The following is a 21755-nucleotide window of genomic DNA, read 5'->3' on the forward strand; positions in this document are numbered from 1 at the left end:
CTGTGAATTAAACTTCGTAATGAATTACGTGTTCACTCAGCAAAGACTTGATATTTTTTACGTCCGGAGACGCTGATATCAATCCTGCGAGTGCCCACACAGATTGTCTGATAAATTGTTAAAGAGCGGTGCGACGCGGCGCTCGGCCTGCTGTCGCGAGGTGGCGTATATTACGCTTTCCTCCTTCAGAGTCAAACACTTTTTTCAGCGCTTTTCTCCGGCGGGGTGAATCACTTCACGCCCTGCTGAGCCGCCTGCGTTGCCGCTTTGCCGTCTCAGTGGTGGCGCATTATAGGGATCCGGATTTTTTGCACAACCCCTTTTTTCGATCTTTTTTATCGACTGGCGAGTTTTCACTCTTTTCGCTGCGATCGCGAGCGATCCGCGCAAAAATCAGCTTGTTTACCCGCACCGGAAGCCGCAGGCTAGCGGGAAACATCAGAAAAGGAGAAATAGAATGTCTGTAGCCCTGCGCCCTTATAAGCAACATATTCCCCACACCGGCGAGCGCGTGATGGTGGATAGCAGCAGCGTGGTCGTTGGCGAAGTCGAGCTGGCTGATGATGTCAGCATCTGGCCACTGGTAGCAATTCGCGGTGACGTGAATAAAGTGGTGATTGGTAAACGCAGCAATATCCAGGATGGCAGCGTGCTGCACGTTACGCATAAATCCAGCAGTAATCCCGATGGCTTTCCATTGATCATCGGTGAAGACGTAACAGTAGGACACAAAGCAATGCTGCACGGCTGCACCATTGGCAACCGCGTACTGGTGGGTATGGGCTCGATCCTGCTGGATGGCGCGATCGTCGAAGATGAGGTGATGATTGGCGCCGGCAGCCTGGTGCCACCCGGTAAACGCCTGCAAAGCGGCTATCTCTATTTAGGCAGCCCGGTGAAGCAGATCCGACCGCTAAGCGAAGCGGAAATAGCCGGACTGCTTTATTCGGCCAGCAATTATGTCGGCTGGAAAGATGAATATCTGGCTCAGGGCAGCCACAGCCAGCCCTGATCGTCGGCCTGTTCCGCCCGGAGCAACTGCTCGGCCTCTTCCTCCAGATCCCAGCGATGCGCGCTAAACAGCGCCATCGCCTCTCCGGCACCAAAACGTTGCTGCAGCGCCGGCAGCGATATTGCGCAGGTCAGTCCCATACCATTAACTAAGACCGGGAACAGCACCGCCTGCCGGACTGCGTCCCAGCTTTCCCGATCGGGAAACTGGATAGCCTGATTCATGCCTGCATCGCCTGTTTAAGTTGATCGATGACCGGCGCGATCTCCGGCATAACACCATGCCACAGCTGAAACGCATGCGCCGCCTGGCCCACCAGCATGCCGAGTCCATCCGCCAGCTGCTGTGTGCCGTGCTGCTGGCACCACGCCAGAAATGGCGTCAGCCCCTGCTGATAAAACATGTCGTAACAGCGCACCTGCGCATCAATCAGCGTAACCGGCAGCGGCGGCACGTCGCCCGCTACGCCGCTGGAGGTGGCATTGATGATCAGATCAAAACGTTCGCCGGCCAGTTGATCAAAACTCATCGCCTGGATCGCCCCACTGTGCTGGAAAAGCTCAGCCAGCTGTTGCGCGCGTTCTGCCGTGCGGTTAACCACCACCAGCGCGCAGCCCGTCGAGAGCAGCGGCAGGATCACCCCACGCGCCGCGCCGCCCGCACCCACCAGCAGAATGCGATCGCCCGGCCGGATCAGCTGCAGCCGTTGCAGATCGCTCAGCAGGCCGATGCCGTCCGTGTTATCACCCAGAATCGAACCATCGGCTCGCTTCTTTAAGGTATTTACCGCGCCGGATAATGCCGCGCGTTCGCTGAGCTCATCCGCGAATTCCCATGCCTGCTGTTTAAACGGCAGCGTAACATTGGCGCCTTTGCCACCAGCCGCAAAAAACGCCTCTATCGCCTGCGGGAACCCTTCCAGCGGTGCGCAGATGCGTCCGTAAGGATGTTCAATACCGGTCTGCTCAGCAAAAGCGGCGTGAATAAACGGAGATTTGCTGTGGGCGATGGGATGACCAAAAACGGCAAACTTTTCCATAATCAGCCCTGACGAATGAGTTCACCGCTGATGGCATCGCGGATTTCAGAAGGATTCAGGCGACCGCCGGTGGCCGCCTGCAACACCGGGAACTGCGAGCCAAACTGCTCTGCCACTTCGGCGGCGCTGCGGCACGGCGGCTGACCGGTTAAATTCGCGCTGGTTGAGACCAGCGGCTTGCCAAACCCGCGACACAGCGCCTGAACCTGCGGATGATCGCTGACGCGAATCGCCAGCGAATCAAAGCGGCCGGTTAACCAGCGCGGCGTATGCGGCGAAGCAGGCACCACATAGGTGACCGGACCCGGCCAGCTGGCAAACATACGTTCGCGCTGCAGCACGGTGAGTTCGCGATCGGCAATATAAGGCTCAAGCTGCGTATAATCAGCGGCGATCAGAATCAGACCCTTTTCTACCGGGCGCTGTTTCAGTGCCAGCAGGGCCATCACCGCGCTTTCGCTGTCCGGATCGCAGCCAAGGCCGAATACGGCTTCGGTAGGGTAAGCAATCACTTGCTGTTGCTGAAGTTGTTCGATGCAGAAGTCGAGGCTTCCGGGTGCATGCTGGCTCTGGTTCATGATCACTCTTCATCCTGGGCGATGGGCTTGCCGCAGCGTTTGCTGGCGCAGAAGCGCTTCATGCCCTGTGCGGTTTTCTTTTCTATTAATAACGGGAACTGGCAATGGGGGCAGACACCTTCCAGCGGCGTGGCGTTGATCGCGAACTGGCAGTCAGGATAACGATCGCAAGCGTGGAAGGTTTTGCCATAGCGTGAACGGCGCTGCACCAGCTTGCCGCTGGCGCACTGCGGGCAGGCAATTGCGGTTTCGTCCGGCTTATCGATGGTTTCCGTGTAATCACACTCCGGATAGTGGCTACAGCCGACAAACATGCCGAATCGCCCCTGGCGCAGCACTTTGTCCGCACCACACTGCGGGCAGGCATGGCCTTCCAGCACTTTGACAATATGGCCATCACCCTGACTTTTCAGCGGGCGGATATAGTCGCAGGTTGGATAATTAACACAGCCGAGAAAAGGCCCGTGTTTGCCGGCACGTATCACTAATTCTGCCCCGCAGGCGGGGCAGGGATCGTGTTTACGCACGGTAAATAGTGCTGGTTTACTCATATTACCGAATGCATTAATCGCAAATTAATGCAGCATACCTTCATTGACGTCGAATAACAGTTCTTCCATCTGCTGATAGGCATTTTCACACCCGGGGATGTTAAACAGCACCATCAGCACCACCCATTTGAGATCTTCCAGATCGAATTCCAGCGTATCAAGCGCCATAACCCGTTCGATGACCATTTCGCGCGTTTCCATATTCAGCACCTGGATTTGCTCCAGGAACAGAATAAAACCACGACACTCGGCATCTAAACGCTGGCTCTCTTCTTCCGTGTAGATTCGCATGGAGAGCGGATCGTTAGCCAGCAACACTGGCGCAACCAGACCATCCTGATAATCCGCTAACCGCTCAAGCCAATTCAACGCATTGTAGATATCTTCGCGATGAAAACCGGCATCGGTTAAGTCATCGGTCAATTTATCCTGGTCAACGCGCATTTCAGCCTCGTTGTGGATATACGTCTCAAACAAGTACATAAGTACGTCGAACATGGCATGCCCTCCTCAATCGGACATAGCCGCCGGGTACAGCTGCGATCCATCCTGCTAACTCCAGCTCCAGCAATTGCGCTGCGATGACTGGCACAGGTTGGCCGGCACGTTCAGCGACGACGTCAACAGGTGTAACCTCATCACCTACGTTAGCCAACACGCTGGGAAATGGCAATGGCACATCATCACTGAGTTGTGAATATATTGTTTCAGAGATGCTGGCCGGCAACCATTGCAGGGCAGAATGCAAATCCTCAAGGATATTGTTGGGATGCGCCACCAGCAGCGCCCCCTGCTGAATCAGCCAGTGCGTGCCTTCACAGCCAGGGTTACCCAGTGCGCCAGGCAGCGCATACACGTTACGGTTTTGTTCCAGCGCATACCGCGCCGTTACCAGCGAGCCACTCTTCAGTGACGCTTCAACCACCAGCACGCCATGGCTCAGGCCGCTGATAATACGATTACGCCGCGGGAAATTTACCGCATGGGGCGCCATCGACAGCGGCAGTTCTGAAACCAGCGCGCCGCCGCTGGCGATGATCTCCTGTGCCAGCGGCTGATGGCTTTTCGGATAGAGATGATTCAGCCCGCTGCCCAGCACGGCCAGAGTTTTGCCCTGCACTTCCAGCGCGGCACGATGCGCCACGCCATCAATACCGCGCGCCAGCCCGCTGGTGATGGTCAAACCGCTTAGCGCCAGCTGCTGGGTAAACCAGCTGCCCCATTCTCTGCCATACGGCGAACAGTGACGACTGCCGACCACCGCCAGTTGCGGTGTCGCGAGTGCAGTGAGGTCGCCCGCTATATAAAGGGCAGCCGGATAGCGGCTGATTTCCCGCAGCCGGGCGGGATATTGTGCATCGGTGCAGGTAATCAGATGATGTTGCGCCTGTTGCAGCCAGCGCTGCGTTTTTTCCAGCTGGCGTGGACAGAGGGCGAGAAACTGCTGCCGCTGCGTGTCGTCCAGCCCGTGCTGCTGCAGCCATGCGTCGTCAACGTGGCTGGCGGCCAGAAGCGCCATGATGAACTGACGGGCGCGCTCACCGCTTAAACCCCAGACGTAAGTCAGCCTGATAATCCTTTCACTGCGTTCCATGCTGCGCTCCCTGTCAGCCGTGCTCCGATGCGGCACAATGCTGTCAATCAGGCCCTAAAAAGTCTACAATATGAGGCAGTAATCTTTTCTTTAACGCATACAGATCTGGATATTTATGTCAGTTTTGCAGGTATTACATTTCCCTGACGATCGCCTTCGCAAAATTGCTGCACCCGTTGCGGCTGTGAATGCTGACGTTCAGCGTATTGTCGACGATATGTTTGAGACCATGTACGCCGAAGAAGGCATTGGTCTGGCGGCGACGCAGGTGGATATTCACCAGCGCATCATCGTGATTGATGTTTCTGAAAGCCGCGAAGAGCGCCTGGTGCTGATTAACCCGGAGCTGCTGGAAAAAAGCGGCGAAACCGGTATCGAAGAGGGTTGCCTGTCGATCCCGGAACAGCGGGCGTTTGTGCCGCGTGCCGAGCGGGTCAAAGTGCGCGCGCTGGATCGCGACGGTAACAGTTTCGAGCTGGAAACCGACGGTCTGCTGGCGATCTGCATCCAGCATGAGATCGACCATCTCGACGGTAAACTGTTTATTGATTATCTGTCGCCGCTGAAGCGTCAGCGTATTAAACAGAAACTGGAAAAACTGGCCCGCCAGAATGCGCGAGCATCCTGAGAGCGAACAGAAGGTTGAACTGTGTCTGCACCGTTAAAAATCATTTTTGCCGGTACTCCTGACTTCGCAGCGCGTCATCTCGACGCGCTGCTTGCTTCTGAGCATCAGGTAGTTGGCGTCTTTACTCAGCCCGACCGCCCAGCCGGACGTGGCAACAAACTCACGCCGGGCCCGGTAAAAGTGCTGGCTCAGGCGCATGATATTCCCGTGTTTCAGCCAAAGTCCCTGAAGCCGGAAGAGAATCAGCAGCTGGTTGCCGGGCTACAGGCCGATGTGATGGTGGTCGTCGCTTATGGTCTGATCCTGCCTCAGGCGGTGCTGACAATGCCGCGCCTTGGCTGCATCAACGTACACGGCTCGCTGCTGCCGCGCTGGCGCGGTGCGGCACCGATTCAGCGCTCACTGTGGGCCGGCGATAACGAAACCGGTGTGACCATCATGCAGATGGACGTGGGTCTGGATACCGGCGATATGCTGCACAAAATAACCTGCCCGATTAATGCCGACGATACCAGCGCATCGCTGTACGACAAGCTGGCGCAGCTGGGCCCGCAGGGGATGCTGACCACGCTCAGTCTGCTGGCCGCCGGCAGCGCGCAGCCCGAAGTGCAGGATGAGGCCCTGGTAACTTACGCGGAAAAGCTCAGCAAAGAAGAGGCACGTCTTGACTGGTCGCTCTCTGCTGTTCAGCTGGAACGGTGCATTCGCGCCTTCAATCCATGGCCGGTGAGTTATTTCCTCATCGACGATCAGCCGGTCAAAGTCTGGCAGGCCAGCGTATTACCGCACCGCAGCGCCCAGCCGGGAGAAATTCTGCAGGCTGACAAACACGGCATCCAGATCGCGACTGCTGACGGCGTGCTGAATCTGCTCTCACTGCAGCCTGCCGGCAAAAAAGCCATGGCGGCGCAGGATCTGCTCAATTCGCGTCGTGAATGGTTTACACCTGGCACCGTTCTGGCCTGATTCTCCAGCCCGGTCTCAGCCGGGCTTTTTGTTTGATGAATGAATATGAAAAAAGCGACCAACCTGCGCAGCCTTGCCGCGCAACTGATTGAACGCGTGGTGGATAAAGGGGAATCGCTGAGCGCGATTCTGCCCGCTGCGCAAAAAACGCTGGCAAACAACGATGGCGCGCTGCTGCAGGAGTTGTGTTTTGGCGTGACGCGCACGCTGCCGCAGCTGGAAGCGTTGATTAATAAGCTGATGGCGCGGCCGTTAACCGGCAAACAGCGCGTGCTGCACTATCTGATCATGGTGGGCCTGTATCAGCTGCTGTATACCCGCGTTCCGCCGCATGCCGCGCTGGCCGAAACCGTGGCCGGGGCTGAAGCACTGAAGCGGGCAAATCTGAAAGGCTTGCTTAACGGCGTGCTGCGTCAGTTCCAGCGTCAGCAGGACGCACTGCTGGCAGAGGTCAATCAGGGCCCGCAGCGCTACTGGCATCCGGGCTGGCTGCTGAAACGGTTGCAGACCGCGTGGCCGGAGCAGTGGCAGCAGATTGTGGAAGCAAACAATCAGCGACCGCCAATGTGGCTGCGCGTGAATCGTCAGCATCACAGCCGTGACGCCTGGCTGGCGTTATTAACCCAGCAGAATCAAAATGCGTTTAGTGCTGACGCGCCGGATGCGCTGCGTCTTGAAGCACCGGCTCCGGTCAGTCAGCTGCCAGGCTTTGAGCAGGGCTGGGTGACGGTGCAGGATCTCTCTGCTCAGCGTTGTGCCCTGCTGCTGGCGCCGGAAAACGGCGAAACCATTCTCGACCTGTGCGCTGCGCCCGGCGGCAAAACCACCCATATTCTCGAAATTGCGCCGCAGGCCCGCGTAATGGCGGTGGATATCGATGCGCAGCGCCTGTCGCGCGTGACGGAAAACCTGCAGCGTCTGGGGATGCAGGCTGACGTGCGTCAGGGCGATGGCCGCACGCCAGCAGCCTGGTGCGGCGAGCAGCAATTTGACCGCATCCTGCTGGATGCGCCCTGCTCGGCCACCGGCGTTATTCGACGCCATCCGGATATCAAATGGCTACGCCGCGATCGCGATATCGACGAACTCGCCGCGCTACAGCGTGAGATTCTGGCGGCCATCTGGCCACGCCTGAAATCGGGCGGTACGCTGCTTTATGCCACCTGCTCAGTGCTGCCGCAGGAGAACCAGCAGCAGATCGAGGCTTTCCTCGCGACGCATGACGATGCGGTGCCGCAGGCACTGCCACAGGGGCAACTTAACGGCTGGCAGGTTTTCCCTGCCATCGATGGCGGCGACGGTTTCTTCTACGCTAAGCTGATGAAAAAATAGTGCAGCGCACAGTGACAAGAGCAACGTATCCATGAAAATTATTATCCTCGGCGCCGGCCAGGTGGGCGGCACGCTCGCCGAAAACCTGGTGGGCGAAAACAATGACATCACCGTGGTTGATAGCGATCCCTCACGCTTACGCGTGCTGCAGGATAAGTTTGACCTGCGCGTGGTGCAGGGCCATGGTTCGCACCCGCGCGTGTTGCGTGAAGCCGGCGCCGAAGATGCGGATATGCTGGTGGCGGTCACCAGCTCTGACGAAACCAACATGATTGCCTGTCAGATTGCTTACTCGCTGTTTAACACGCCAAATCGCATTGCCCGTATCCGCGCCGCCGATTATCTGCGCGATGCGGAAAAGCTGTTTGTGCCGGAAGCGGTGCCCATCGACCATTTGATCTCGCCCGAGCAGCTGGTGATCGACAACATCTATCGGCTGATTCAGTACCCTGGCGCGTTACAGGTGGTGAATTTTGCCGAGGGCAAAGTCAGCCTGGCAGTGGTCAAAGCCTATTACGGCGGACCACTGGTGGGCAATCCGCTGTCGATCCTGCGTGAACACATGCCGCATATCGATACCCGCGTGGCCGCGATTTTCCGTCAGGATCGCCCGATCCGCCCGCAGGGATCGACGATCGTCGAAGCTGGCGATGAAGTATTTTTTATTGCCGCCAGTCAGCATATTCGTGCGGTGATGAGCGAGATGCAGCGCCTCGAAAAGCCCTATAAACGCATTATGCTGGTCGGCGGCGGTAATATCGGCTTTGGCCTGGCGCAACGGCTGGAGAAGCAGTACAGCGTTAAGCTGATTGAACGTAATCAGCAGCGCGCGGCTGAACTGGCTGAACATCTGCAGGATACCATCGTGTTCTATGGCGATGCCTCGGATCAGGAACTGCTGGCAGAAGAGCATGTCGATCAGGTCGATCTGTTTATCGCCGTCACTAACGACGATGAAGCCAATATCATGTCAGCGATGCTGGCCAAAAAGATGGGCGCGAAAAAGGTGATGGTGCTGATCCAGCGTCGCGCCTATGTCGATCTGGTGCAGGGCAGCGTGATCGATATTGCGATCTCACCGCAGCAGGCCACGATTTCTGCGCTGCTTGGCCACGTGCGCAAAGCCGATATTGTCGGCGTCTCTTCACTGCGCCGCGGTATTGCAGAAGCCATCGAGGCCATCGCCCACGGTGATGAAACCACTTCGCGCGTGGTCGGCCGCCTGATTGAAGATATTAAACTGCCGCCGGGCACCATTATCGGCGCAGTGGTGCGTGGTGACGACGTGATCATCGCCAATGATAATGTGCGTATTGAGCAAGGCGACCACGTGATCATGTTCCTCACCGACAAAAAGTTTGTGCCGGACGTGGAGCGTCTGTTCCAGCCGAGCCCGTTCTTCCTGTAACGGGTTGTGATTGGGCTGCAGTGAGAGTGGTGTTTAATCCATTGTTATAATGGCAATTACACGAAGGTTTGTTAGACTTTAGCCATTGGCCAAGGCAAGGAGATAACAATGAGTTTATTCAAAGAGTTTCGTGATTTCGCGATGCGCGGCAACGTAGTGGACCTGGCGGTCGGTGTGATCATCGGTGCTGCGTTCGGTAAGATCGTATCGTCACTGGTTGCGAACATCATTATGCCACCGCTCGGTTTACTGATTGGCGGCGTCGACTTTAAGCAGTTTAAATGGGTACTCAAGCCAGCAGAAGGCGATATCCCCGCGGTGGTGATGGAATACGGTAACTTTATTCAGACGGTATTTGATTTCATCATCGTGGCGTTTGCTATCTTCATTGCCATCAAAGTAATGAATAAACTGTATAAAAAGAAAGAAGTGGAAAAACCAGCGCCTAAACCGACTAATGAAGAAGTGCTGCTGACCGAGATTCGCGACCTGCTTAAGCAACAAAATAATAAAGTGTGATGAATAAAAGCCGCCTGTTCAGGCGGCTTTTTTGTCACTAAAGCAGAAGGCCAGAGGTAAACACTGTTGCTTACCGCTGGCCTCCTGATTCGCTCCTTTCGCGTGTTTATCTTTACGCCGGTAGCTGCCTTTCCCCTTCTGATTGCGCTCAACTCGCTGGCGATACAGCGGATCGTGTAACAGGGCTTCCAGGGCGTTATCGTTAATTTTGCCTTTTCGATGCTGATAGTGACTCATATCGTCCTCCGGTTAGTGATGGCGCAACTATAGTCCCTGCGCGCCAGAATTCAATCCTTGCTACAACAAATTTCAGGATGCGGATCTTCACCGGTTTCAAGTGCCTCGAGGATCGAACAGCAGGCGCTACTGTGGCGGTCGCCACAACAGGTTTCCGCCAGCCGTTGCAGTGAGCGCTGAATGGTTTGCAGTTCGCCAATCATACTGTTCACCTCATCCAGCCGTTTCGCCACGATCGCTTTTGACTCTTCACAGGTGTGATGCTCTGGATCGATGCGGATCGACAGCAGGTCGCGGATCGATTCCAGGCTGAAACCAAGCTGCCGGCCGTAACGGATAAAACGCAGGCGCTGCAGATCGTGATCGCTGTACAGGCGGAAGCCGCCCTCGGTGCGTACCTCATGATCCATCATCTGCTGCTTTTCATAAAAGCGGATGGTGTCCGGCGTCACGTCCGCCAGTTTTGCCAGCTGGCCAATGCGATACATACTATTTCTCCTGCCGTAGCCGCTGACCGATCGCCGGACGGTATTCGCCACGCAGAAAATCGGTGCTCATGCCGGCCTGCTGCAGCTTCATTTCCAGCAATGTCAGCCGTTTGGCCAGTTCACGCGCCTCGCTGTCATCAGGATCGAGTTCGCGAAGCAGATCGCTCAGTGCCAGTGCGTCGCGGCGCATCTCCAGTTCCGGTGGGAGATAACCGGCGTTTTTCAGCAGTCGCCAGGCACTGCGCAATTCCGCCGGCACACCACTGTCATCGTCCAGCGTGAGCGGCGCACCTTCACCAGGCAGATTGCTCAGCTCGCCCTTTTCCTGAGCGGCGCGGATGTGTTGCTCAGCCAGCTGATCGATAAGCCACATAGAAACCTCCTGCAGGCATGTCTGCCAACAGCATAGCGAATGGAGGGGAAATGGGAAGAAATGACAGGCAATAAAAAACCCGCCGAAGCGGGTTTTTTACGTTACTGCAAATTACTCTGCAGCAGCTTCTGCTTGAGCTTCTGGACGATCAACCAGCTCGATGTATGCCATCGGAGCGTTGTCACCAGCACGGAAGCCACACTTCAGAATGCGAGTGTAACCACCGGCACGGCTCGCGAAACGCGGGCCCAGCTCGTTAAACAGTTTTGCCACGATCTCGTTATCACGAGTACGGGCGAATGCCAGACGACGATTAGCTACGCTGTCGGTCTTGGCAAGAGTAATCAGCGGCTCAACTACGCGACGCAGCTCTTTGGCTTTCGGCAGAGTCGTCTTAATGATCTCATGACGAACCAGAGAACCAGCCATGTTGCGGAACATAGCCTGACGATGGCTGCTGTTGCGGTTCAGTTGACGACCACTCTTACGATGGCGCATGACCTTATCCTTCTCAGTGAAACCTTAACCTGCGATCCGGTTATTCATCAGCAATGCTTGCCGGTGGCCAGTTTTCCAGGCGCATGCCCAGAGACAGACCACGTGATGCGAGCACGTCTTTAATCTCGGTAAGAGATTTTTTACCCAGGTTAGGCGTTTTAAGCAGCTCAACCTCGGTACGCTGTACCAGATCACCGATGTAGTGGATAGCTTCTGCCTTGAGGCAGTTAGCAGAGCGGACAGTCAATTCCAGATCGTCAACAGGGCGCAGCAGGATCGGATCGAATTCTGGTTTCTCTTCTTTGACTTCCGGCTGACGTACATCACGTAAGTCAACGAAAGCTTCCAGTTGTTCTGCCAGGATGGTTGCCGCACGACGAATCGCCTCTTCAGGATCGATTGTGCCGTTGGTTTCCATTTCGATGACCAGCTTGTCCAGGTCGGTGCGCTGTTCTACACGCGCTGCTTCAACATTGTAGGCGATACGGTCTACAGGGCTGTAGCAAGCGTCAACCAACAGACGGCCGATTGGGCGCTCATCTTCTTCCGAATGAATTCGGGCAGAAGCCGGCACATAACCACGACCACGCTGAACTTTGATACGCATGCTAATAGACGCGTTTTCATCGGTCAGATGGCAGATCACATGCTGCGGCTTGACGATTTCGACATCACCGTCGTGGGTAATGTCGGCTGCAGTCACAGGGCCAATGCCAGATTTATTCAGCGTAAGGATGACTTCATCTTTACCCTGAACTCTTACCGCCAGCCCTTTCAGATTGAGCAGGATTTCCAGGATATCTTCCTGTACGCCCTCTTTGGTGGAGTACTCGTGCAGCACGCCATCAATCTCAACCTCGGTCACCGCGCAACCCGGCATGGAAGAAAGCAGAATACGGCGCAGTGCGTTACCAAGAGTATGGCCAAAGCCACGCTCTAACGGCTCAAGGGTCACCTTGGCGTGCGTCGAACTCACTTGCTCGATATCTACCAGGCGCGGTTTTAGAAACTCTGTCACAGAACCCTGCATTGTGTCCTCTCTTTGGTACTAAGCTTTACTTAGAGTAAAGCTCGACGATCAGGTGTTCGTTAATGTCCGCAGACAGATCGGTACGCTCAGGAATACGCTTGAACACACCTTCCATCTTAGTCGCATCAACTTCCAGCCAGGTTGGCTTTTCACGCTGCTCAGCCAGCTCCAGAGCGGCCTTCACGCGAGATTGCTTTTTGGCTTTCTCACGGATGCTTACGACATCATTCGGAGATACCTGATAAGAAGCGATGTTAACAACGCGACCGTTTACCATTACAGATTTGTGGCTAACCAGCTGACGTGCTTCTGCACGAGTGGCACCAAAGCCCATACGATAAACTACGTTATCCAGACGACCTTCCAGCAGAGCTAACAGGTTTTCACCGGTGTTGCCTTTCAGACGCGCTGCTTCTTTATAGTAGTTACGGAACTGACGCTCCAGCACGCCGTAGATACGACGAACTTTTTGCTTTTCACGTAACTGGCCGCCGTAATCAGACAGACGCGGTTTACGCGCACCATGCTGACCAGGGGCTTGTTCAATTTTGCACTTGGAATCAATCGCGCGAACGCCAGACTTAAGGAATAAGTCGGTGCCCTCACGACGGCTCAGCTTGAGCTTAGGACCCAAATATCTTGCCATTTTCTTTCTCCAACTAACCTAAAAAACGGAACGTTAAACGCGACGTTTTTTCGGCGGACGACAACCGTTGTGAGGGATCGGAGTCACATCAGTAATATTAGTGATGCGGAAACCAGCGGCGTTCAGAGCACGAATAGTAGATTCGCGGCCTGGACCCGGACCCTTAACCATAACTTCCAGGTTCTTAATACCGTAATCTTTCACGGCTTCTGCACAGCGCTCTGCAGCGACCTGAGCAGCAAACGGAGTAGACTTACGTGAACCGCGGAAACCGGAACCACCGGCGGTTGCCCAACCCAGTGCGTTACCCTGACGATCAGTAATAGTAACGATGGTGTTGTTAAAAGACGCATGGACATGAGCCACGCCATCTGAGACTTGTTTTCTTACACGCTTACGTGCACGAACTGGTGCCTTTGCCATTATTTACTCACCCCGATTATTTCTTGATCGGTTTACGCGGACCCTTACGGGTACGTGCGTTGGTCTTAGTACGCTGACCGCGCACCGGCAGACCACGACGATGGCGTAAACCACGGTAGCAACCAAGGTCCATCAGACGCTTGATGCTCAGGGTGATTTCACGGCGCAGATCACCTTCAACAACGAATTTACCAACTGCTTCACGCAGCTGATCAATTTGTTCTTCAGACAGCTCACTGATCTTAACATTTTCAGCGATGCCCGTTTCAGCACAGATGGCTTTAGAACGGGTTTTGCCGATACCGAAGATCGAAGTTAATGCGATAACGGTATGTTTTTGATCAGGAATGTTAATGCCTGCTATACGGGCCACTATGCACTCCTATAATTAAATAAATGCGTACCATGCTGAAAAGCCCGTTTTCAGGATACTCAAATGGAAACGCATCGACATACAAAAGATTGGCTGGCTAATCTAGCCAGCTCAACCCGACTTTGCAAGAAAAATATGTGACTTAATCAGCCCTGGCGCTGTTTATGCTTAGGCTCGGAGCTGCAGATCACACGTACGACACCGTCGCGACGAATGATTTTGCAGTTACGACATAATTTCTTGACGGAAGCACGAACTTTCATTTTTACTCTCCGTAACTTCTCAAGCTACTGAATTAACGGCCATAGCCTTTCAGGTTAGCTTTCTTCAATGCAGACTCGTACTGACTGGACATCATCAGAGTTTGCACTTGAGCCATAAAGTCCATGATGACAACCACTACAATCAGCAGCGAGGTGCCGCCAAAGTAGAAGGGAACCTTCATGGCATCACGCATGAACTCCGGGATCAGGCAGATAAAAGTAATATACAGTGCGCCGATTAAGGTCAGACGTGTCATTACTTTATCGATGTACTTCGCCGTTTGCTCTCCCGGACGAATTCCCGGTACGAATGCACCAGACTTCTTCAGGTTATCTGCTGTTTCACGCGGGTTGAAAACCAACGCCGTGTAGAAGAAACAGAAGAAGATGATTGCAGTCGCATAGAGTAGCACATAAAGCGGCTGTCCTGGCTGCAAATACAGCGAAATTGTTGTCAGCCAGTTCCAACCGGTACCGCCCCCGAACCAGGATGCTATCGTCGCCGGGAACAGGATAATGCTGGAAGCAAAGATGGCTGGGATTACGCCCGCCATGTTCACTTTCAACGGTAAATGTGTGCTCTGTGCAGCATATACACGACGACCTTGCTGACGTTTAGCGTAGTTGACCACAATGCGGCGCTGGCCACGCTCAACGAAAATAACAAAGAACGTCACTGCAAATACAAGAACTGCAACCAACAGCAACAGAAGGAAGTGCAGGTCGCCTTGCCGCGCTTGCTCGATGGTATGGCCAATGGCCGGCGGTAAACCCGCAACAATACCCGCGAAGATAATGATCGAAATACCGTTACCGATACCTCGTTCAGTAATCTGTTCGCCCAGCCACATCAGGAACATGGTTCCGGTAACCAGACTTACAACAGCGGTAAAGTAGAAAGCAAAGCCTGGATTTAATACCAGGCCCTGCATTCCAGGCATATTCGGCAGACCGGTAGCAATACCGATCGACTGGAATATAGCCAGAACCAGTGTGCCGTAGCGAGTGTACTGGCTGATCTTACGACGACCAGCTTCACCCTCTTTCTTAATCTCGGCCAACGCGGGATGAACCACCGTCAGCAGCTGGATAATAATAGAGGCCGAAATATACGGCATAATACCCAGCGCGAAGATTGAGGCACGACTGAGAGCACCACCAGAGAACATGTTAAACATTTCAATGATGGTGCCACGCTGTTGCTCAAGCAGTTTGGCAAGTACAGTGGCATCGATACCGGGGATTGGAATAAAAGAGCCAATACGGAAGACAATCAGTGCACCGATTACAAACAACAGTCTGCGCTTCAGTTCACCAAAGCCACCTTTGGCACTTTGAAAATCTAATCCCGGTTGCTTTGCCATCTGCTACTTATTCCTCGATTTTACCGCCAGCAGCTTCGATTGCAGCACGAGCACCTTTGGTGACACGCAGACCACGAATCGTAACAGGTGCAGATACTTCACCAGACAGGATCACTTTCGCGAACTCAATCTGTACACCGATGATGTTAGCTGCTTTCAGCGTGTTCAGGTCGACGATACCGCCTTCCACTTTCGCCAGATCAGACAGACGCACTTCTGCAGTCACGAATGATTTGCGCGAGGTGAAGCCGAACTTCGGCAGACGACGGTACAGAGGCATCTGACCACCCTCGAAACCACGACGTACGCCACCGCCAGAACGAGACTTCTGACCTTTGTGACCACGACCGCCGGTTTTACCGAGGCCAGAACCGATACCACGGCCCAGACGCTTGGAAGCGTGTTTAGACCCTTCGGCCGGAGACAGAGTGTTTAAACGCATCTCTTACTCCTCCACTTTCAGCATGTAAGAAATCGCGTTGATCATACCGCGTACAGCTGGCGTGTCTTCACGCTCAACGGTGTGACCAATACGACGCAGACCCAGACCAACCAGAGTGGCTTTGTGCTTAGGCAGGCGGCCGATTGAGCTACGGGTTTGTGTAATTTTGATTGTCTTAGCCATCGTGATTACCCCAGAATTTCTTCAACGGATTTACCACGCTTGGCAGCAACCATATCCGGAGACTTCATATTGCCCAGGCCGTCGATAGTTGCACGAACCACGTTGATCGGGTTGGTGGAACCATAGGCTTTAGCCAGAACGTTATGAACTCCAGCGACTTCCAGAACGGCGCGCATTGCACCGCCGGCGATGATACCGGTACCTTCAGAAGCCGGCTGCATGAACACACGAGAACCCGTGTGCGCACCTTTAACCGGGTGCTGCAGGGTGCCGTGAGTCAGCGCGACATTAACCATATTGCGACGAGCTTTTTCCATCGCTTTCTGGATCGCTGCTGGAACTTCACGCGCTTTACCGTAACCAAAACCAACGCGGCCGTTACCATCACCCACTACAGTCAGAGCGGTGAAGGAGAAAATACGACCACCTTTCACAGTTTTAGAGACACGGTTTACCGCGATCAGTTTTTCCTGCAGGTCGCCAGCTTGTTTCTCGATGTGTGCCATCTTAGACCTCTACCTTAGAACTGAAGGCCAGCTTCACGAGCAGCATCTGCAAGTGCCTGGACGCGACCATGATATTGGAAACCGGAACGGTCGAAAGAAACATCTTTGATGCCTTTTTCGATAGCGCGCTCAGCCAGAGCTTTACCTACAGCTGCAGCGGCGTCTTTGTTACCGGTATACTTCAGTTGTTCAGCGATAGCTTTTTCTACAGTAGAAGCAGCAACCAGAACTTCGGAACCGTTCGGGGCGATTACCTGTGCGTAAATGTGACGCGGGGTACGATGTACCACCAGGCGAGTAGCACCCAGCTCTTTGAGCTTGCGACGTGCACGGGTCGCACGACGGATACGAGCAGATTTCTTATCCATAGTGTTACCTTACTTCTTCTTAGCCTCTTTGGTACGCACGACTTCGTCGGCGTAACGAACACCCTTGCCTTTGTAAGGCTCAGGACGACGGTAGGCGCGCAGATCAGCTGCAACCTGACCAATCAGCTGTTTATCAGCGCCTTTCAGCACGATCTCAGTCTGAGTTGGACATTCAGCAGTGATGCCGGCCGGCAGTGCATGGTCAACCGGGTGAGAGAAGCCCAGGGCCAGACTCACAGAGTTGCCTTTAACAGCTGCACGATAACCAACACCAACCAGTTGCAGCTTCTTGGTGAAGCCTTCGGTAACACCGATAACCATGCCGTTCAGCAGCGCACGGGCAGTACCTGCCTGTGCCCAACCATCCGCATAACCTTCGCGTGGAGCGAAAGTCAGGGCGTTGTCTGCATGCTTAACTTCTACAGCACTGTTGATAGTACGAGTCAGCTCGCCGTTTTTGCCTTTGATCGAAACTTCCTGACCGTTGAGTTTTACCTCTACGCCGGCAGGAACAACGACAGGTGCTTTTGCAACACGAGACATTTTATCCTCCGATTACGCTACGTAGCAGATAATTTCGCCACCAAGACCAGCCTGGCGCGCTGCACGATCAGTCATGACACCTTTAGAGGTAGAAATTACAGCAATGCCCAGACCGGCCATAACTTTTGGCAGCTCATCTTTTTTCTTATAGATGCGCAGACCTGGACGGCTAACACGCTGAATGCTTTCTACAACAGCTTTACCCTGGAAGTACTTAAGAGTCAGTTCCAGTTCCGGCTTGATGTCGCCTTCGATTTTAAAATCTTGAATATAGCCTTCTTCCTTCAGCACGTTGGCAATTGCCACTTTCAGCTTGGAGGAAGGCATAGAGACCGCAACTTTGTTCGCGGCCTGACCGTTACGGATACGGGTCAGCATATCCGCGATCGGATCTTGCATGCTCATCTGTGTTACTCCCGTGATTCAAATGGTGACAATTACCAGCTAGCCTTTTTCAGACCCGGGATTTCACCGCGCATTGCGGCTTCACGGACCTTGATACGGCTCAACCCAAACTTCCGCAGGAAACCGTGCGGACGACCTGTCTGACGGCAGCGGTTACGCTGACGTGAAGGGCTGGAATCACGCGGCAGACTCTGCAGCTTGAGAACGGCGTTCCAACGGTCTTCGTCGGATGCGTTCACATCAGAAATGATCGCTTTCAGTTCAGCGCGTTTTGCGAAGAACTTGTCTGCTAATTTCACACGCTTAACTTCGCGTGCTTTCATAGATTGCTTAGCCATTAAGTAACCCTACCTTACTTGCGGAACGGGAAGTCAAAGGCAGCCAGCAGAGCACGGCCTTCATCATCAGATTTCGCAGTAGTGGTAATGGTGATATCCAAACCACGAACGCGATCGACTTTGTCGTAGTCGATTTCTGGGAAGATGATCTGCTCACGAACGCCCATGCTGTAGTTACCACGACCGTCGAAAGACTTCGCGGACAGACCACGGAAGTCACGGATACGCGGTACAGCAATAGTGATCAGACGCTCAAAGAACTCCCACATGCGCTCGCCACGCAGAGTTACTTTACAGCCGATCGGATAGCCCTGACGGATTTTGAAGCCTGCAACTGATTTGCGTGCTTTGGTGATCAGCGGTTTTTGACCGGAGATTGCTGCCAGGTCAGCTGCTGCGTTATCCAGCAGTTTCTTGTCAGCGATCGCTTCACCAACACCCATGTTCAGGGTGATCTTCTCGACCCGAGGGACTTGCATGACAGAATTGTAGCCAAACTCTGTCATGAGTTTCTGGACTACTTCGTCTTTGTAGTAATCATGCAGTTTCGCCATCGTACTACTCCAAATTACTTGATAGTTTCGCTGTTAGACTTGAAGAAACGGACTTTTTTACCGTCTTCGAATCTAAAGCCTACACGGTCAGCCTTGCCGGTTGCCGCATTGAAGATTGCAACGTTAGAAACCTGAATAGCAGCTTCTTTTTCAACGATGCCGCCTGGTTGGTTCAGAGCCGGAACCGGCTTCTGGTGTTTCTTAACCAGGTTGATACCTTCAACGATGACCTTACCAGAAGTCAGGACATTCTTTACTTTACCGCGTTTACCTTTGTCTTTACCGGTAAGCACGATAACTTCGTCGTTACGACGGATTTTCGCTGCCATTGTTCGCTCCTTAGAGTACTTCTGGTGCCAGAGAGATAATTTTCATGAACTTTTCAGTACGAAGTTCACGAGTTACCGGCCCAAAAATACGCGTTCCGATAGGCTGCTCGCTGTTATTGTTCAGAATAACGCATGCATTACCATCGAAGCGAATGACAGAACCGTCCGGGCGACGAACACCCTTCCTGGTGCGCACCACTACCGCTTTCAGGACATCACCTTTTTTCACCTTGCCACGCGGAATTGCTTCCTTGATGGTCACTTTGATGATATCGCCGACGCCTGCGTAGCGACGGTGCGAGCCACCCAGAACCTTGATACACATTACGCGACGTGCACCGGAGTTGTCGGCGACGTTCAGCATAGTCTGTTCTTGGATCATTTTAGTGCTCCGCTAATGTCAACTACTACTTCGGGACCCAAACCTCAGGTCGTTAAAAAGCCCCATAATTGAGGGCGCGGCATTATAACACCGGTTCTCGCAGATGGGTAGAAAAAATGAACGGCTCCATAGAGCCGTTCATTTTGTTTTTAGAGGAAGCGGATTCTATTACAGAATCGCTTTCTCTACAACGCGAACCAGAGTCCAGGACTTAGTCTTGGACAGTGGACGGGTTTCGCGGATTTCAACCACGTCACCAATTCCACACTCGTTGTTCTCGTCATGGATGTGCAGCTTAGTCGTACGCTTAATGAATTTACCGTAGATCGGGTGCTTCACGAAACGCTCGATAGCAACAACAGCAGATTTCTGCATTTTGTCACTAACAACACGACCCTGCAGAGTACGGATTTTATCGGTCATTACGCCGCCTTCTCAGTCAGTAAAGTCTTAACGCGTGCAACATCACGGCGAACTTGCTTCAGCAGATGGGTCTGCTGCAGCTGGCCAGATGCTGCCTGCATGCGCAGGTTAAACTGCTCGCGCAGGAGGTTAAGCAGCTCAGTGTTCAGCTCTTCAACGCTTTTTTCACGCAGCTCAGTTGCTTTCATTACATCACCGTCTTAGTTACAAAGGTGGTTTTGATAGGCAGTTTTGCTGCTGCCAGCTTGAATGCTTCACGGGCCAGCTCTTCCGGTACACCGTCCATTTCATACAGGACTTTACCAGGCTGGATCAGGGCAACCCAATACTCCACGTTACCCTTACCTTTACCCATACGCACTTCCAGCGGCTTCTCGGTGATTGGTTTGTCCGGGAATACACGGATCCAAATCTTACCTTGACGCTTAACTGCACGGGTCATAGCACGACGTGCTGCTTCGATCTGACGAGCAGTCAGACGACCACGGCCAACAGCTTTCAGACCGAAAGTACCGAAGCTAACATCCGTACCCTGCGCCAGACCGCGGTTACGGCCTTTGTGCACTTTACGGAATTTCGTACGCTTTGGTTGTAACATCAGCGACTCTCCTTACTTACGGCCTTTACGCTGCTGCTTTTTAGGTTGAGCAGCCGGTTCCGGTTGTTCAACAGCAGCCATACCACCCAGGATCTCACCTTTGAAGATCCATACCTTAACGCCGATTACACCATAAGTGGTGTGCGCTTCAGAGGTGTTGTAGTCAATGTCAGCACGCAGAGTGTGCAGCGGTACACGACCTTCACGGTACCATTCGGTACGTGCGATCTCAGCACCGCCCAGACGGCCGCTAACTTCAACTTTGATACCTTTAGCGCCCAGACGCATTGCGTTCTGTACAGCACGCTTCATCGCACGACGGAACATCACACGACGCTCCAGCTGTGAAGTGATGCTGTCAGCAACCAGTTTTGCGTCCAGTTCCGGTTTACGGACTTCGGCGATATTGATCTGTGCAGGAACGCCAGCGATGTTCGCTACGACCGTGCGCAGTTTTTCAACGTCTTCACCTTTTTTACCGATAACGATACCCGGGCGAGCGGTGTGAATGGTCACACGGATGCTCTTAGCCGGACGCTCGATAACGATGCGAGATACAGACGCTTTTGCCAGTTCTTTGTTCAGGAACTGACGTACTTTAAAGTCGCTGTCCAGGTTGTCAGCGAATTCTTTGGTGTTCGCAAACCAGGTAGAGTTCCATGGTTTTACAATACCCAGGCGAATACCATTAGGATGTACTTTCTGACCCATTGCTAGTCTCCAGAGTCTCAGCGATCGGACACAACCACAGTAATGTGGCTGGTGCGCTTCAGGATGCGATCTGCACGACCTTTAGCACGCGGCATAATGCGCTTCATGCTAGGGCCTTCATCTACGAAAATTTTCGCAACTTTCAGATCGTCGATATCAGCGCCATCGTTGTGTTCGGCGTTAGCAATGGCAGATTCCAGGACTTTCTTAACCAGTACAGCCGCTTTCTTATTGGTGTAAGTCAGAATATCCAGAGCCTGCGACACTTTCTTACCGCGAATCAGGTCAGCAACAAGGCGAACCTTCTGAGCAGAAGAACGAGCATGGCGATGTTGAGCAATAGTTTCCATCTCTTCCTCCTACTTATTTCTTCTTGGCTTTCTTATCAGCAGCGTGGCCGCGATAAGTACGTGTCGGTGCAAATTCACCCAGCTTGTGGCCGACCATTTCGTCGGAAACAAAGACAGGAACGTGCTGACGACCATTATGGACAGCGATGGTCAAACCGATCATGTTAGGGAAGATCGTTGAACGACGGGACCAAGTGCGCAGGGGCTTCTTGTCACCGCTTTCCACCGCTTTCTCTACCTTCTTCAGCAAGTGCAGGTCAATAAAAGGACCTTTCTTGAGAGAACGTGGCATGGCTTATCC

At 53.6% G+C, this 21755-nt stretch carries 38 protein-coding genes; 6 read left to right on the forward strand and 32 right to left on the reverse strand.

Going from position 1 to position 21755, the window contains the following annotated elements; genetic code table 11:
* Positions 1-457: 457 nt before the first annotated feature.
* Positions 458-1012, forward strand: coding sequence for a gamma carbonic anhydrase family protein (locus F3J36_RS15795; RefSeq protein WP_058759903.1), 555 nt, complete (start codon positions 458-460; stop codon positions 1010-1012).
* On the opposite strand, the gene F3J36_RS15800 is transcribed toward F3J36_RS15795, so the two are convergent.
* From F3J36_RS15800 to dprA, 6 genes are read right to left on the reverse strand one after another with little or no spacing between them, the layout of a single operon-like run.
* Complete coding sequence (locus F3J36_RS15800) at positions 988-1236, reverse strand: DUF1488 domain-containing protein (RefSeq protein ID WP_058759902.1); 249 nt, start codon at positions 1234-1236, stop codon at positions 988-990. The two genes, F3J36_RS15795 and F3J36_RS15800, sit on opposite strands and share 25 nt — an antisense overlap.
* Complete coding sequence (aroE, locus tag F3J36_RS15805) at positions 1233-2051, reverse strand: shikimate dehydrogenase (RefSeq protein ID WP_058759901.1); 819 nt, start codon at positions 2049-2051, stop codon at positions 1233-1235. Before aroE ends, F3J36_RS15800 begins: the two co-directional genes overlap by 4 nt.
* Before the next feature lie 2 nt (positions 2052-2053).
* The gene (gene tsaC, locus F3J36_RS15810) at positions 2054-2629 is read right to left on the reverse strand and encodes an L-threonylcarbamoyladenylate synthase type 1 TsaC (RefSeq protein WP_058776573.1); all 576 of its coding nucleotides are present in this window, start codon (positions 2627-2629) and stop codon (positions 2054-2056) included.
* Positions 2630-2631: 2 nt separating this feature from the next.
* Entirely contained in the window at positions 2632-3180 is a 549-nt protein-coding gene (locus F3J36_RS15815; protein WP_031279837.1) for a type I DNA topoisomerase, read from the reverse strand.
* A 24-nt stretch (positions 3181-3204) separates the two neighbouring features.
* Entirely contained in the window at positions 3205-3678 is a 474-nt protein-coding gene (smg, locus tag F3J36_RS15820; protein WP_031279836.1) for a DUF494 family protein Smg, read from the reverse strand.
* Positions 3650-4774, reverse strand: coding sequence for a DNA-protecting protein DprA (dprA, locus tag F3J36_RS15825; RefSeq protein ID WP_166720004.1), 1125 nt, complete (start codon positions 4772-4774; stop codon positions 3650-3652). The genes smg and dprA overlap by 29 nt, the downstream gene beginning before the upstream one ends.
* Before the next feature lie 115 nt (positions 4775-4889).
* Here dprA and def point away from each other — a divergent pair, with 115 nt between their 5' ends.
* The 5 genes from def (at position 4890) to mscL (ending at position 9627) form a co-directional block, all read left to right on the forward strand.
* Positions 4890-5402 carry a peptide deformylase gene (gene def / locus F3J36_RS15830; RefSeq protein ID WP_021508231.1) on the forward strand — a complete coding sequence of 171 codons (513 nt, stop codon included), beginning with the start codon at positions 4890-4892 and terminating at the stop codon, positions 5400-5402.
* A 21-nt stretch (positions 5403-5423) separates the two neighbouring features.
* Entirely contained in the window at positions 5424-6368 is a 945-nt protein-coding gene (fmt, locus tag F3J36_RS15835; protein WP_166720005.1) for a methionyl-tRNA formyltransferase, read from the forward strand.
* 45 nt (positions 6369-6413) lie between these two features.
* Positions 6414-7700, forward strand: coding sequence for a 16S rRNA (cytosine(967)-C(5))-methyltransferase RsmB (gene rsmB / locus F3J36_RS15840; RefSeq protein ID WP_166720006.1), 1287 nt, complete (start codon positions 6414-6416; stop codon positions 7698-7700).
* Between the two features lie 31 nt (positions 7701-7731).
* Positions 7732-9108 carry a Trk system potassium transporter TrkA gene (trkA, locus tag F3J36_RS15845; protein ID WP_021508228.1) on the forward strand — a complete coding sequence of 459 codons (1377 nt, stop codon included), beginning with the start codon at positions 7732-7734 and terminating at the stop codon, positions 9106-9108.
* 108 nt (positions 9109-9216) lie between these two features.
* A complete protein-coding gene (gene mscL, locus F3J36_RS15850) occupies positions 9217-9627 on the forward strand; it encodes a large-conductance mechanosensitive channel protein MscL (RefSeq protein ID WP_021508227.1) in 411 nt (136 codons plus the stop codon).
* 18 nt (positions 9628-9645) lie between these two features.
* Here mscL and F3J36_RS15855 read toward each other — a convergent pair whose 3' ends face one another.
* From F3J36_RS15855 to rpsS, 26 genes are all read right to left on the reverse strand, one after another.
* Positions 9646-9864 carry an alternative ribosome-rescue factor A gene (locus F3J36_RS15855; protein WP_021508226.1) on the reverse strand — a complete coding sequence of 73 codons (219 nt, stop codon included), beginning with the start codon at positions 9862-9864 and terminating at the stop codon, positions 9646-9648.
* A 50-nt stretch (positions 9865-9914) separates the two neighbouring features.
* Positions 9915-10352 carry a Zn(2+)-responsive transcriptional regulator gene (zntR, locus tag F3J36_RS15860; protein WP_166720007.1) on the reverse strand — a complete coding sequence of 146 codons (438 nt, stop codon included), beginning with the start codon at positions 10350-10352 and terminating at the stop codon, positions 9915-9917.
* A 1-nt stretch (position 10353) separates the two neighbouring features.
* A complete protein-coding gene (locus tag F3J36_RS15865; protein ID WP_166720008.1) occupies positions 10354-10725 on the reverse strand; it encodes a DUF1992 domain-containing protein in 372 nt (123 codons plus the stop codon).
* Between the two features lie 111 nt (positions 10726-10836).
* Entirely contained in the window at positions 10837-11223 is a 387-nt protein-coding gene (gene rplQ / locus F3J36_RS15870) for a 50S ribosomal protein L17 (RefSeq protein WP_003850180.1), read from the reverse strand.
* A gap of 40 nt (positions 11224-11263) precedes the next feature.
* Positions 11264-12253, reverse strand: a complete 990-nt coding sequence (rpoA, locus tag F3J36_RS15875) for a DNA-directed RNA polymerase subunit alpha (RefSeq protein ID WP_007891688.1) — start codon at positions 12251-12253, stop codon at positions 11264-11266.
* A 25-nt stretch (positions 12254-12278) separates the two neighbouring features.
* On the reverse strand, positions 12279-12899 hold the full coding sequence (gene rpsD, locus F3J36_RS15880) for a 30S ribosomal protein S4 (protein WP_010618555.1): 621 nt from the start codon (positions 12897-12899) through the stop codon (positions 12279-12281).
* A 33-nt stretch (positions 12900-12932) separates the two neighbouring features.
* A complete protein-coding gene (gene rpsK, locus F3J36_RS15885) occupies positions 12933-13322 on the reverse strand; it encodes a 30S ribosomal protein S11 (RefSeq protein WP_004160563.1) in 390 nt (129 codons plus the stop codon).
* Between the two features lie 16 nt (positions 13323-13338).
* Positions 13339-13695 (reverse strand): 30S ribosomal protein S13, encoded by a 357-nt coding sequence (gene rpsM, locus F3J36_RS15890; protein WP_021508223.1) that lies wholly within the window; start codon positions 13693-13695, stop codon positions 13339-13341.
* Between the two features lie 146 nt (positions 13696-13841).
* Complete coding sequence (gene rpmJ, locus F3J36_RS15895; protein WP_071813610.1) at positions 13842-13958, reverse strand: 50S ribosomal protein L36; 117 nt, start codon at positions 13956-13958, stop codon at positions 13842-13844.
* A gap of 32 nt (positions 13959-13990) precedes the next feature.
* Positions 13991-15322: a preprotein translocase subunit SecY gene (secY, locus tag F3J36_RS15900; protein ID WP_021508222.1), complete on the reverse strand. Its 1332-nt coding sequence runs from the start codon at positions 15320-15322 to the stop codon at positions 13991-13993.
* Positions 15323-15329: 7 nt separating this feature from the next.
* A complete protein-coding gene (gene rplO / locus F3J36_RS15905) occupies positions 15330-15764 on the reverse strand; it encodes a 50S ribosomal protein L15 (RefSeq protein WP_021508221.1) in 435 nt (144 codons plus the stop codon).
* 3 nt (positions 15765-15767) lie between these two features.
* Positions 15768-15947: a 50S ribosomal protein L30 gene (gene rpmD / locus F3J36_RS15910; protein ID WP_013510758.1), complete on the reverse strand. Its 180-nt coding sequence runs from the start codon at positions 15945-15947 to the stop codon at positions 15768-15770.
* 5 nt (positions 15948-15952) lie between these two features.
* Positions 15953-16453, reverse strand: a complete 501-nt coding sequence (rpsE, locus tag F3J36_RS15915) for a 30S ribosomal protein S5 (RefSeq protein ID WP_010618560.1) — start codon at positions 16451-16453, stop codon at positions 15953-15955.
* A gap of 14 nt (positions 16454-16467) precedes the next feature.
* A complete protein-coding gene (gene rplR / locus F3J36_RS15920) occupies positions 16468-16821 on the reverse strand; it encodes a 50S ribosomal protein L18 (RefSeq protein ID WP_013510760.1) in 354 nt (117 codons plus the stop codon).
* 9 nt (positions 16822-16830) lie between these two features.
* Complete coding sequence (rplF, locus tag F3J36_RS15925; protein ID WP_007891676.1) at positions 16831-17364, reverse strand: 50S ribosomal protein L6; 534 nt, start codon at positions 17362-17364, stop codon at positions 16831-16833.
* Positions 17365-17376: 12 nt separating this feature from the next.
* On the reverse strand, positions 17377-17769 hold the full coding sequence (gene rpsH, locus F3J36_RS15930) for a 30S ribosomal protein S8 (protein WP_021508220.1): 393 nt from the start codon (positions 17767-17769) through the stop codon (positions 17377-17379).
* A gap of 32 nt (positions 17770-17801) precedes the next feature.
* Positions 17802-18107 (reverse strand): 30S ribosomal protein S14, encoded by a 306-nt coding sequence (rpsN, locus tag F3J36_RS15935; protein ID WP_010618564.1) that lies wholly within the window; start codon positions 18105-18107, stop codon positions 17802-17804.
* Positions 18108-18121: 14 nt separating this feature from the next.
* Positions 18122-18661: a 50S ribosomal protein L5 gene (gene rplE / locus F3J36_RS15940; protein WP_013510763.1), complete on the reverse strand. Its 540-nt coding sequence runs from the start codon at positions 18659-18661 to the stop codon at positions 18122-18124.
* Between the two features lie 14 nt (positions 18662-18675).
* Positions 18676-18990 carry a 50S ribosomal protein L24 gene (gene rplX, locus F3J36_RS15945; RefSeq protein WP_021508218.1) on the reverse strand — a complete coding sequence of 105 codons (315 nt, stop codon included), beginning with the start codon at positions 18988-18990 and terminating at the stop codon, positions 18676-18678.
* Positions 18991-19000: 10 nt separating this feature from the next.
* Positions 19001-19372 (reverse strand): 50S ribosomal protein L14, encoded by a 372-nt coding sequence (rplN, locus tag F3J36_RS15950; protein ID WP_006120590.1) that lies wholly within the window; start codon positions 19370-19372, stop codon positions 19001-19003.
* A gap of 168 nt (positions 19373-19540) precedes the next feature.
* A complete protein-coding gene (rpsQ, locus tag F3J36_RS15955; protein WP_010618568.1) occupies positions 19541-19795 on the reverse strand; it encodes a 30S ribosomal protein S17 in 255 nt (84 codons plus the stop codon).
* Positions 19795-19983: a 50S ribosomal protein L29 gene (gene rpmC, locus F3J36_RS15960; RefSeq protein WP_021508217.1), complete on the reverse strand. Its 189-nt coding sequence runs from the start codon at positions 19981-19983 to the stop codon at positions 19795-19797. Before rpmC ends, rpsQ begins: the two co-directional genes overlap by 1 nt.
* Positions 19983-20393 carry a 50S ribosomal protein L16 gene (gene rplP / locus F3J36_RS15965; protein WP_002438716.1) on the reverse strand — a complete coding sequence of 137 codons (411 nt, stop codon included), beginning with the start codon at positions 20391-20393 and terminating at the stop codon, positions 19983-19985. The genes rpmC and rplP overlap by 1 nt, the downstream gene beginning before the upstream one ends.
* A 12-nt stretch (positions 20394-20405) precedes the next feature.
* Positions 20406-21104: a 30S ribosomal protein S3 gene (gene rpsC / locus F3J36_RS15970; RefSeq protein ID WP_021508216.1), complete on the reverse strand. Its 699-nt coding sequence runs from the start codon at positions 21102-21104 to the stop codon at positions 20406-20408.
* 17 nt (positions 21105-21121) lie between these two features.
* Positions 21122-21454, reverse strand: a complete 333-nt coding sequence (gene rplV / locus F3J36_RS15975) for a 50S ribosomal protein L22 (protein ID WP_007891659.1) — start codon at positions 21452-21454, stop codon at positions 21122-21124.
* Between the two features lie 13 nt (positions 21455-21467).
* On the reverse strand, positions 21468-21746 hold the full coding sequence (gene rpsS, locus F3J36_RS15980) for a 30S ribosomal protein S19 (protein ID WP_001138115.1): 279 nt from the start codon (positions 21744-21746) through the stop codon (positions 21468-21470).
* Positions 21747-21755 lie beyond the last annotated feature (9 nt).

This window comes from Pantoea sp. Cy-640, from assembly GCF_011752635.1.
Taxonomy (GTDB): domain Bacteria; phylum Pseudomonadota; class Gammaproteobacteria; order Enterobacterales; family Enterobacteriaceae; genus Pantoea; species Pantoea dispersa.

Excerpts from the sequence above, each read along its gene's own strand:
- F3J36_RS15795 (WP_058759903.1), top strand. The coding sequence starts at position 458 with ATGTCTGTAGCCCTGCGCCCTTATAAGCAACATATTCCCCACACCGGC.
- F3J36_RS15800 (WP_058759902.1), bottom strand. The coding sequence starts at position 1,236 with ATGAATCAGGCTATCCAGTTTCCCGATCGGGAAAGCTGGGACGCAGTC.
- aroE (WP_058759901.1), bottom strand. The coding sequence starts at position 2,051 with ATGGAAAAGTTTGCCGTTTTTGGTCATCCCATCGCCCACAGCAAATCT.
- tsaC (WP_058776573.1), bottom strand. The coding sequence starts at position 2,629 with ATGAACCAGAGCCAGCATGCACCCGGAAGCCTCGACTTCTGCATCGAA.
- F3J36_RS15815 (WP_031279837.1), bottom strand. The coding sequence starts at position 3,180 with ATGAGTAAACCAGCACTATTTACCGTGCGTAAACACGATCCCTGCCCC.
- smg (WP_031279836.1), bottom strand. The coding sequence starts at position 3,678 with ATGTTCGACGTACTTATGTACTTGTTTGAGACGTATATCCACAACGAG.
- dprA (WP_166720004.1), bottom strand. The coding sequence starts at position 4,774 with ATGGAACGCAGTGAAAGGATTATCAGGCTGACTTACGTCTGGGGTTTA.
- def (WP_021508231.1), top strand. The coding sequence starts at position 4,890 with ATGTCAGTTTTGCAGGTATTACATTTCCCTGACGATCGCCTTCGCAAA.
- rsmB (WP_166720006.1), top strand. The coding sequence starts at position 6,414 with ATGAAAAAAGCGACCAACCTGCGCAGCCTTGCCGCGCAACTGATTGAA.
- trkA (WP_021508228.1), top strand. The coding sequence starts at position 7,732 with ATGAAAATTATTATCCTCGGCGCCGGCCAGGTGGGCGGCACGCTCGCC.
- mscL (WP_021508227.1), top strand. The coding sequence starts at position 9,217 with ATGAGTTTATTCAAAGAGTTTCGTGATTTCGCGATGCGCGGCAACGTA.
- F3J36_RS15855 (WP_021508226.1), bottom strand. The coding sequence starts at position 9,864 with ATGAGTCACTATCAGCATCGAAAAGGCAAAATTAACGATAACGCCCTG.
- zntR (WP_166720007.1), bottom strand. The coding sequence starts at position 10,352 with ATGTATCGCATTGGCCAGCTGGCAAAACTGGCGGACGTGACGCCGGAC.
- F3J36_RS15865 (WP_166720008.1), bottom strand. The coding sequence starts at position 10,725 with ATGTGGCTTATCGATCAGCTGGCTGAGCAACACATCCGCGCCGCTCAG.
- rplQ (WP_003850180.1), bottom strand. The coding sequence starts at position 11,223 with ATGCGCCATCGTAAGAGTGGTCGTCAACTGAACCGCAACAGCAGCCAT.
- rpoA (WP_007891688.1), bottom strand. The coding sequence starts at position 12,253 with ATGCAGGGTTCTGTGACAGAGTTTCTAAAACCGCGCCTGGTAGATATC.
- rpsD (WP_010618555.1), bottom strand. The coding sequence starts at position 12,899 with ATGGCAAGATATTTGGGTCCTAAGCTCAAGCTGAGCCGTCGTGAGGGC.
- rpsK (WP_004160563.1), bottom strand. The coding sequence starts at position 13,322 with ATGGCAAAGGCACCAGTTCGTGCACGTAAGCGTGTAAGAAAACAAGTC.
- rpmJ (WP_071813610.1), bottom strand. The coding sequence starts at position 13,958 with ATGAAAGTTCGTGCTTCCGTCAAGAAATTATGTCGTAACTGCAAAATC.
- secY (WP_021508222.1), bottom strand. The coding sequence starts at position 15,322 with ATGGCAAAGCAACCGGGATTAGATTTTCAAAGTGCCAAAGGTGGCTTT.
- rplO (WP_021508221.1), bottom strand. The coding sequence starts at position 15,764 with ATGCGTTTAAACACTCTGTCTCCGGCCGAAGGGTCTAAACACGCTTCC.
- rpmD (WP_013510758.1), bottom strand. The coding sequence starts at position 15,947 with ATGGCTAAGACAATCAAAATTACACAAACCCGTAGCTCAATCGGCCGC.
- rpsE (WP_010618560.1), bottom strand. The coding sequence starts at position 16,453 with ATGGCACACATCGAGAAACAAGCTGGCGACCTGCAGGAAAAACTGATC.
- rplR (WP_013510760.1), bottom strand. The coding sequence starts at position 16,821 with ATGGATAAGAAATCTGCTCGTATCCGTCGTGCGACCCGTGCACGTCGC.
- rplF (WP_007891676.1), bottom strand. The coding sequence starts at position 17,364 with ATGTCTCGTGTTGCAAAAGCACCTGTCGTTGTTCCTGCCGGCGTAGAG.
- rpsH (WP_021508220.1), bottom strand. The coding sequence starts at position 17,769 with ATGAGCATGCAAGATCCGATCGCGGATATGCTGACCCGTATCCGTAAC.
- rpsN (WP_010618564.1), bottom strand. The coding sequence starts at position 18,107 with ATGGCTAAGCAATCTATGAAAGCACGCGAAGTTAAGCGTGTGAAATTA.
- rplE (WP_013510763.1), bottom strand. The coding sequence starts at position 18,661 with ATGGCGAAACTGCATGATTACTACAAAGACGAAGTAGTCCAGAAACTC.
- rplX (WP_021508218.1), bottom strand. The coding sequence starts at position 18,990 with ATGGCAGCGAAAATCCGTCGTAACGACGAAGTTATCGTGCTTACCGGT.
- rplN (WP_006120590.1), bottom strand. The coding sequence starts at position 19,372 with ATGATCCAAGAACAGACTATGCTGAACGTCGCCGACAACTCCGGTGCA.
- rpsQ (WP_010618568.1), bottom strand. The coding sequence starts at position 19,795 with ATGACCGATAAAATCCGTACTCTGCAGGGTCGTGTTGTTAGTGACAAA.
- rpmC (WP_021508217.1), bottom strand. The coding sequence starts at position 19,983 with ATGAAAGCAACTGAGCTGCGTGAAAAAAGCGTTGAAGAGCTGAACACT.
- rplP (WP_002438716.1), bottom strand. The coding sequence starts at position 20,393 with ATGTTACAACCAAAGCGTACGAAATTCCGTAAAGTGCACAAAGGCCGT.
- rpsC (WP_021508216.1), bottom strand. The coding sequence starts at position 21,104 with ATGGGTCAGAAAGTACATCCTAATGGTATTCGCCTGGGTATTGTAAAA.
- rplV (WP_007891659.1), bottom strand. The coding sequence starts at position 21,454 with ATGGAAACTATTGCTCAACATCGCCATGCTCGTTCTTCTGCTCAGAAG.
- rpsS (WP_001138115.1), bottom strand. The coding sequence starts at position 21,746 with ATGCCACGTTCTCTCAAGAAAGGTCCTTTTATTGACCTGCACTTGCTG.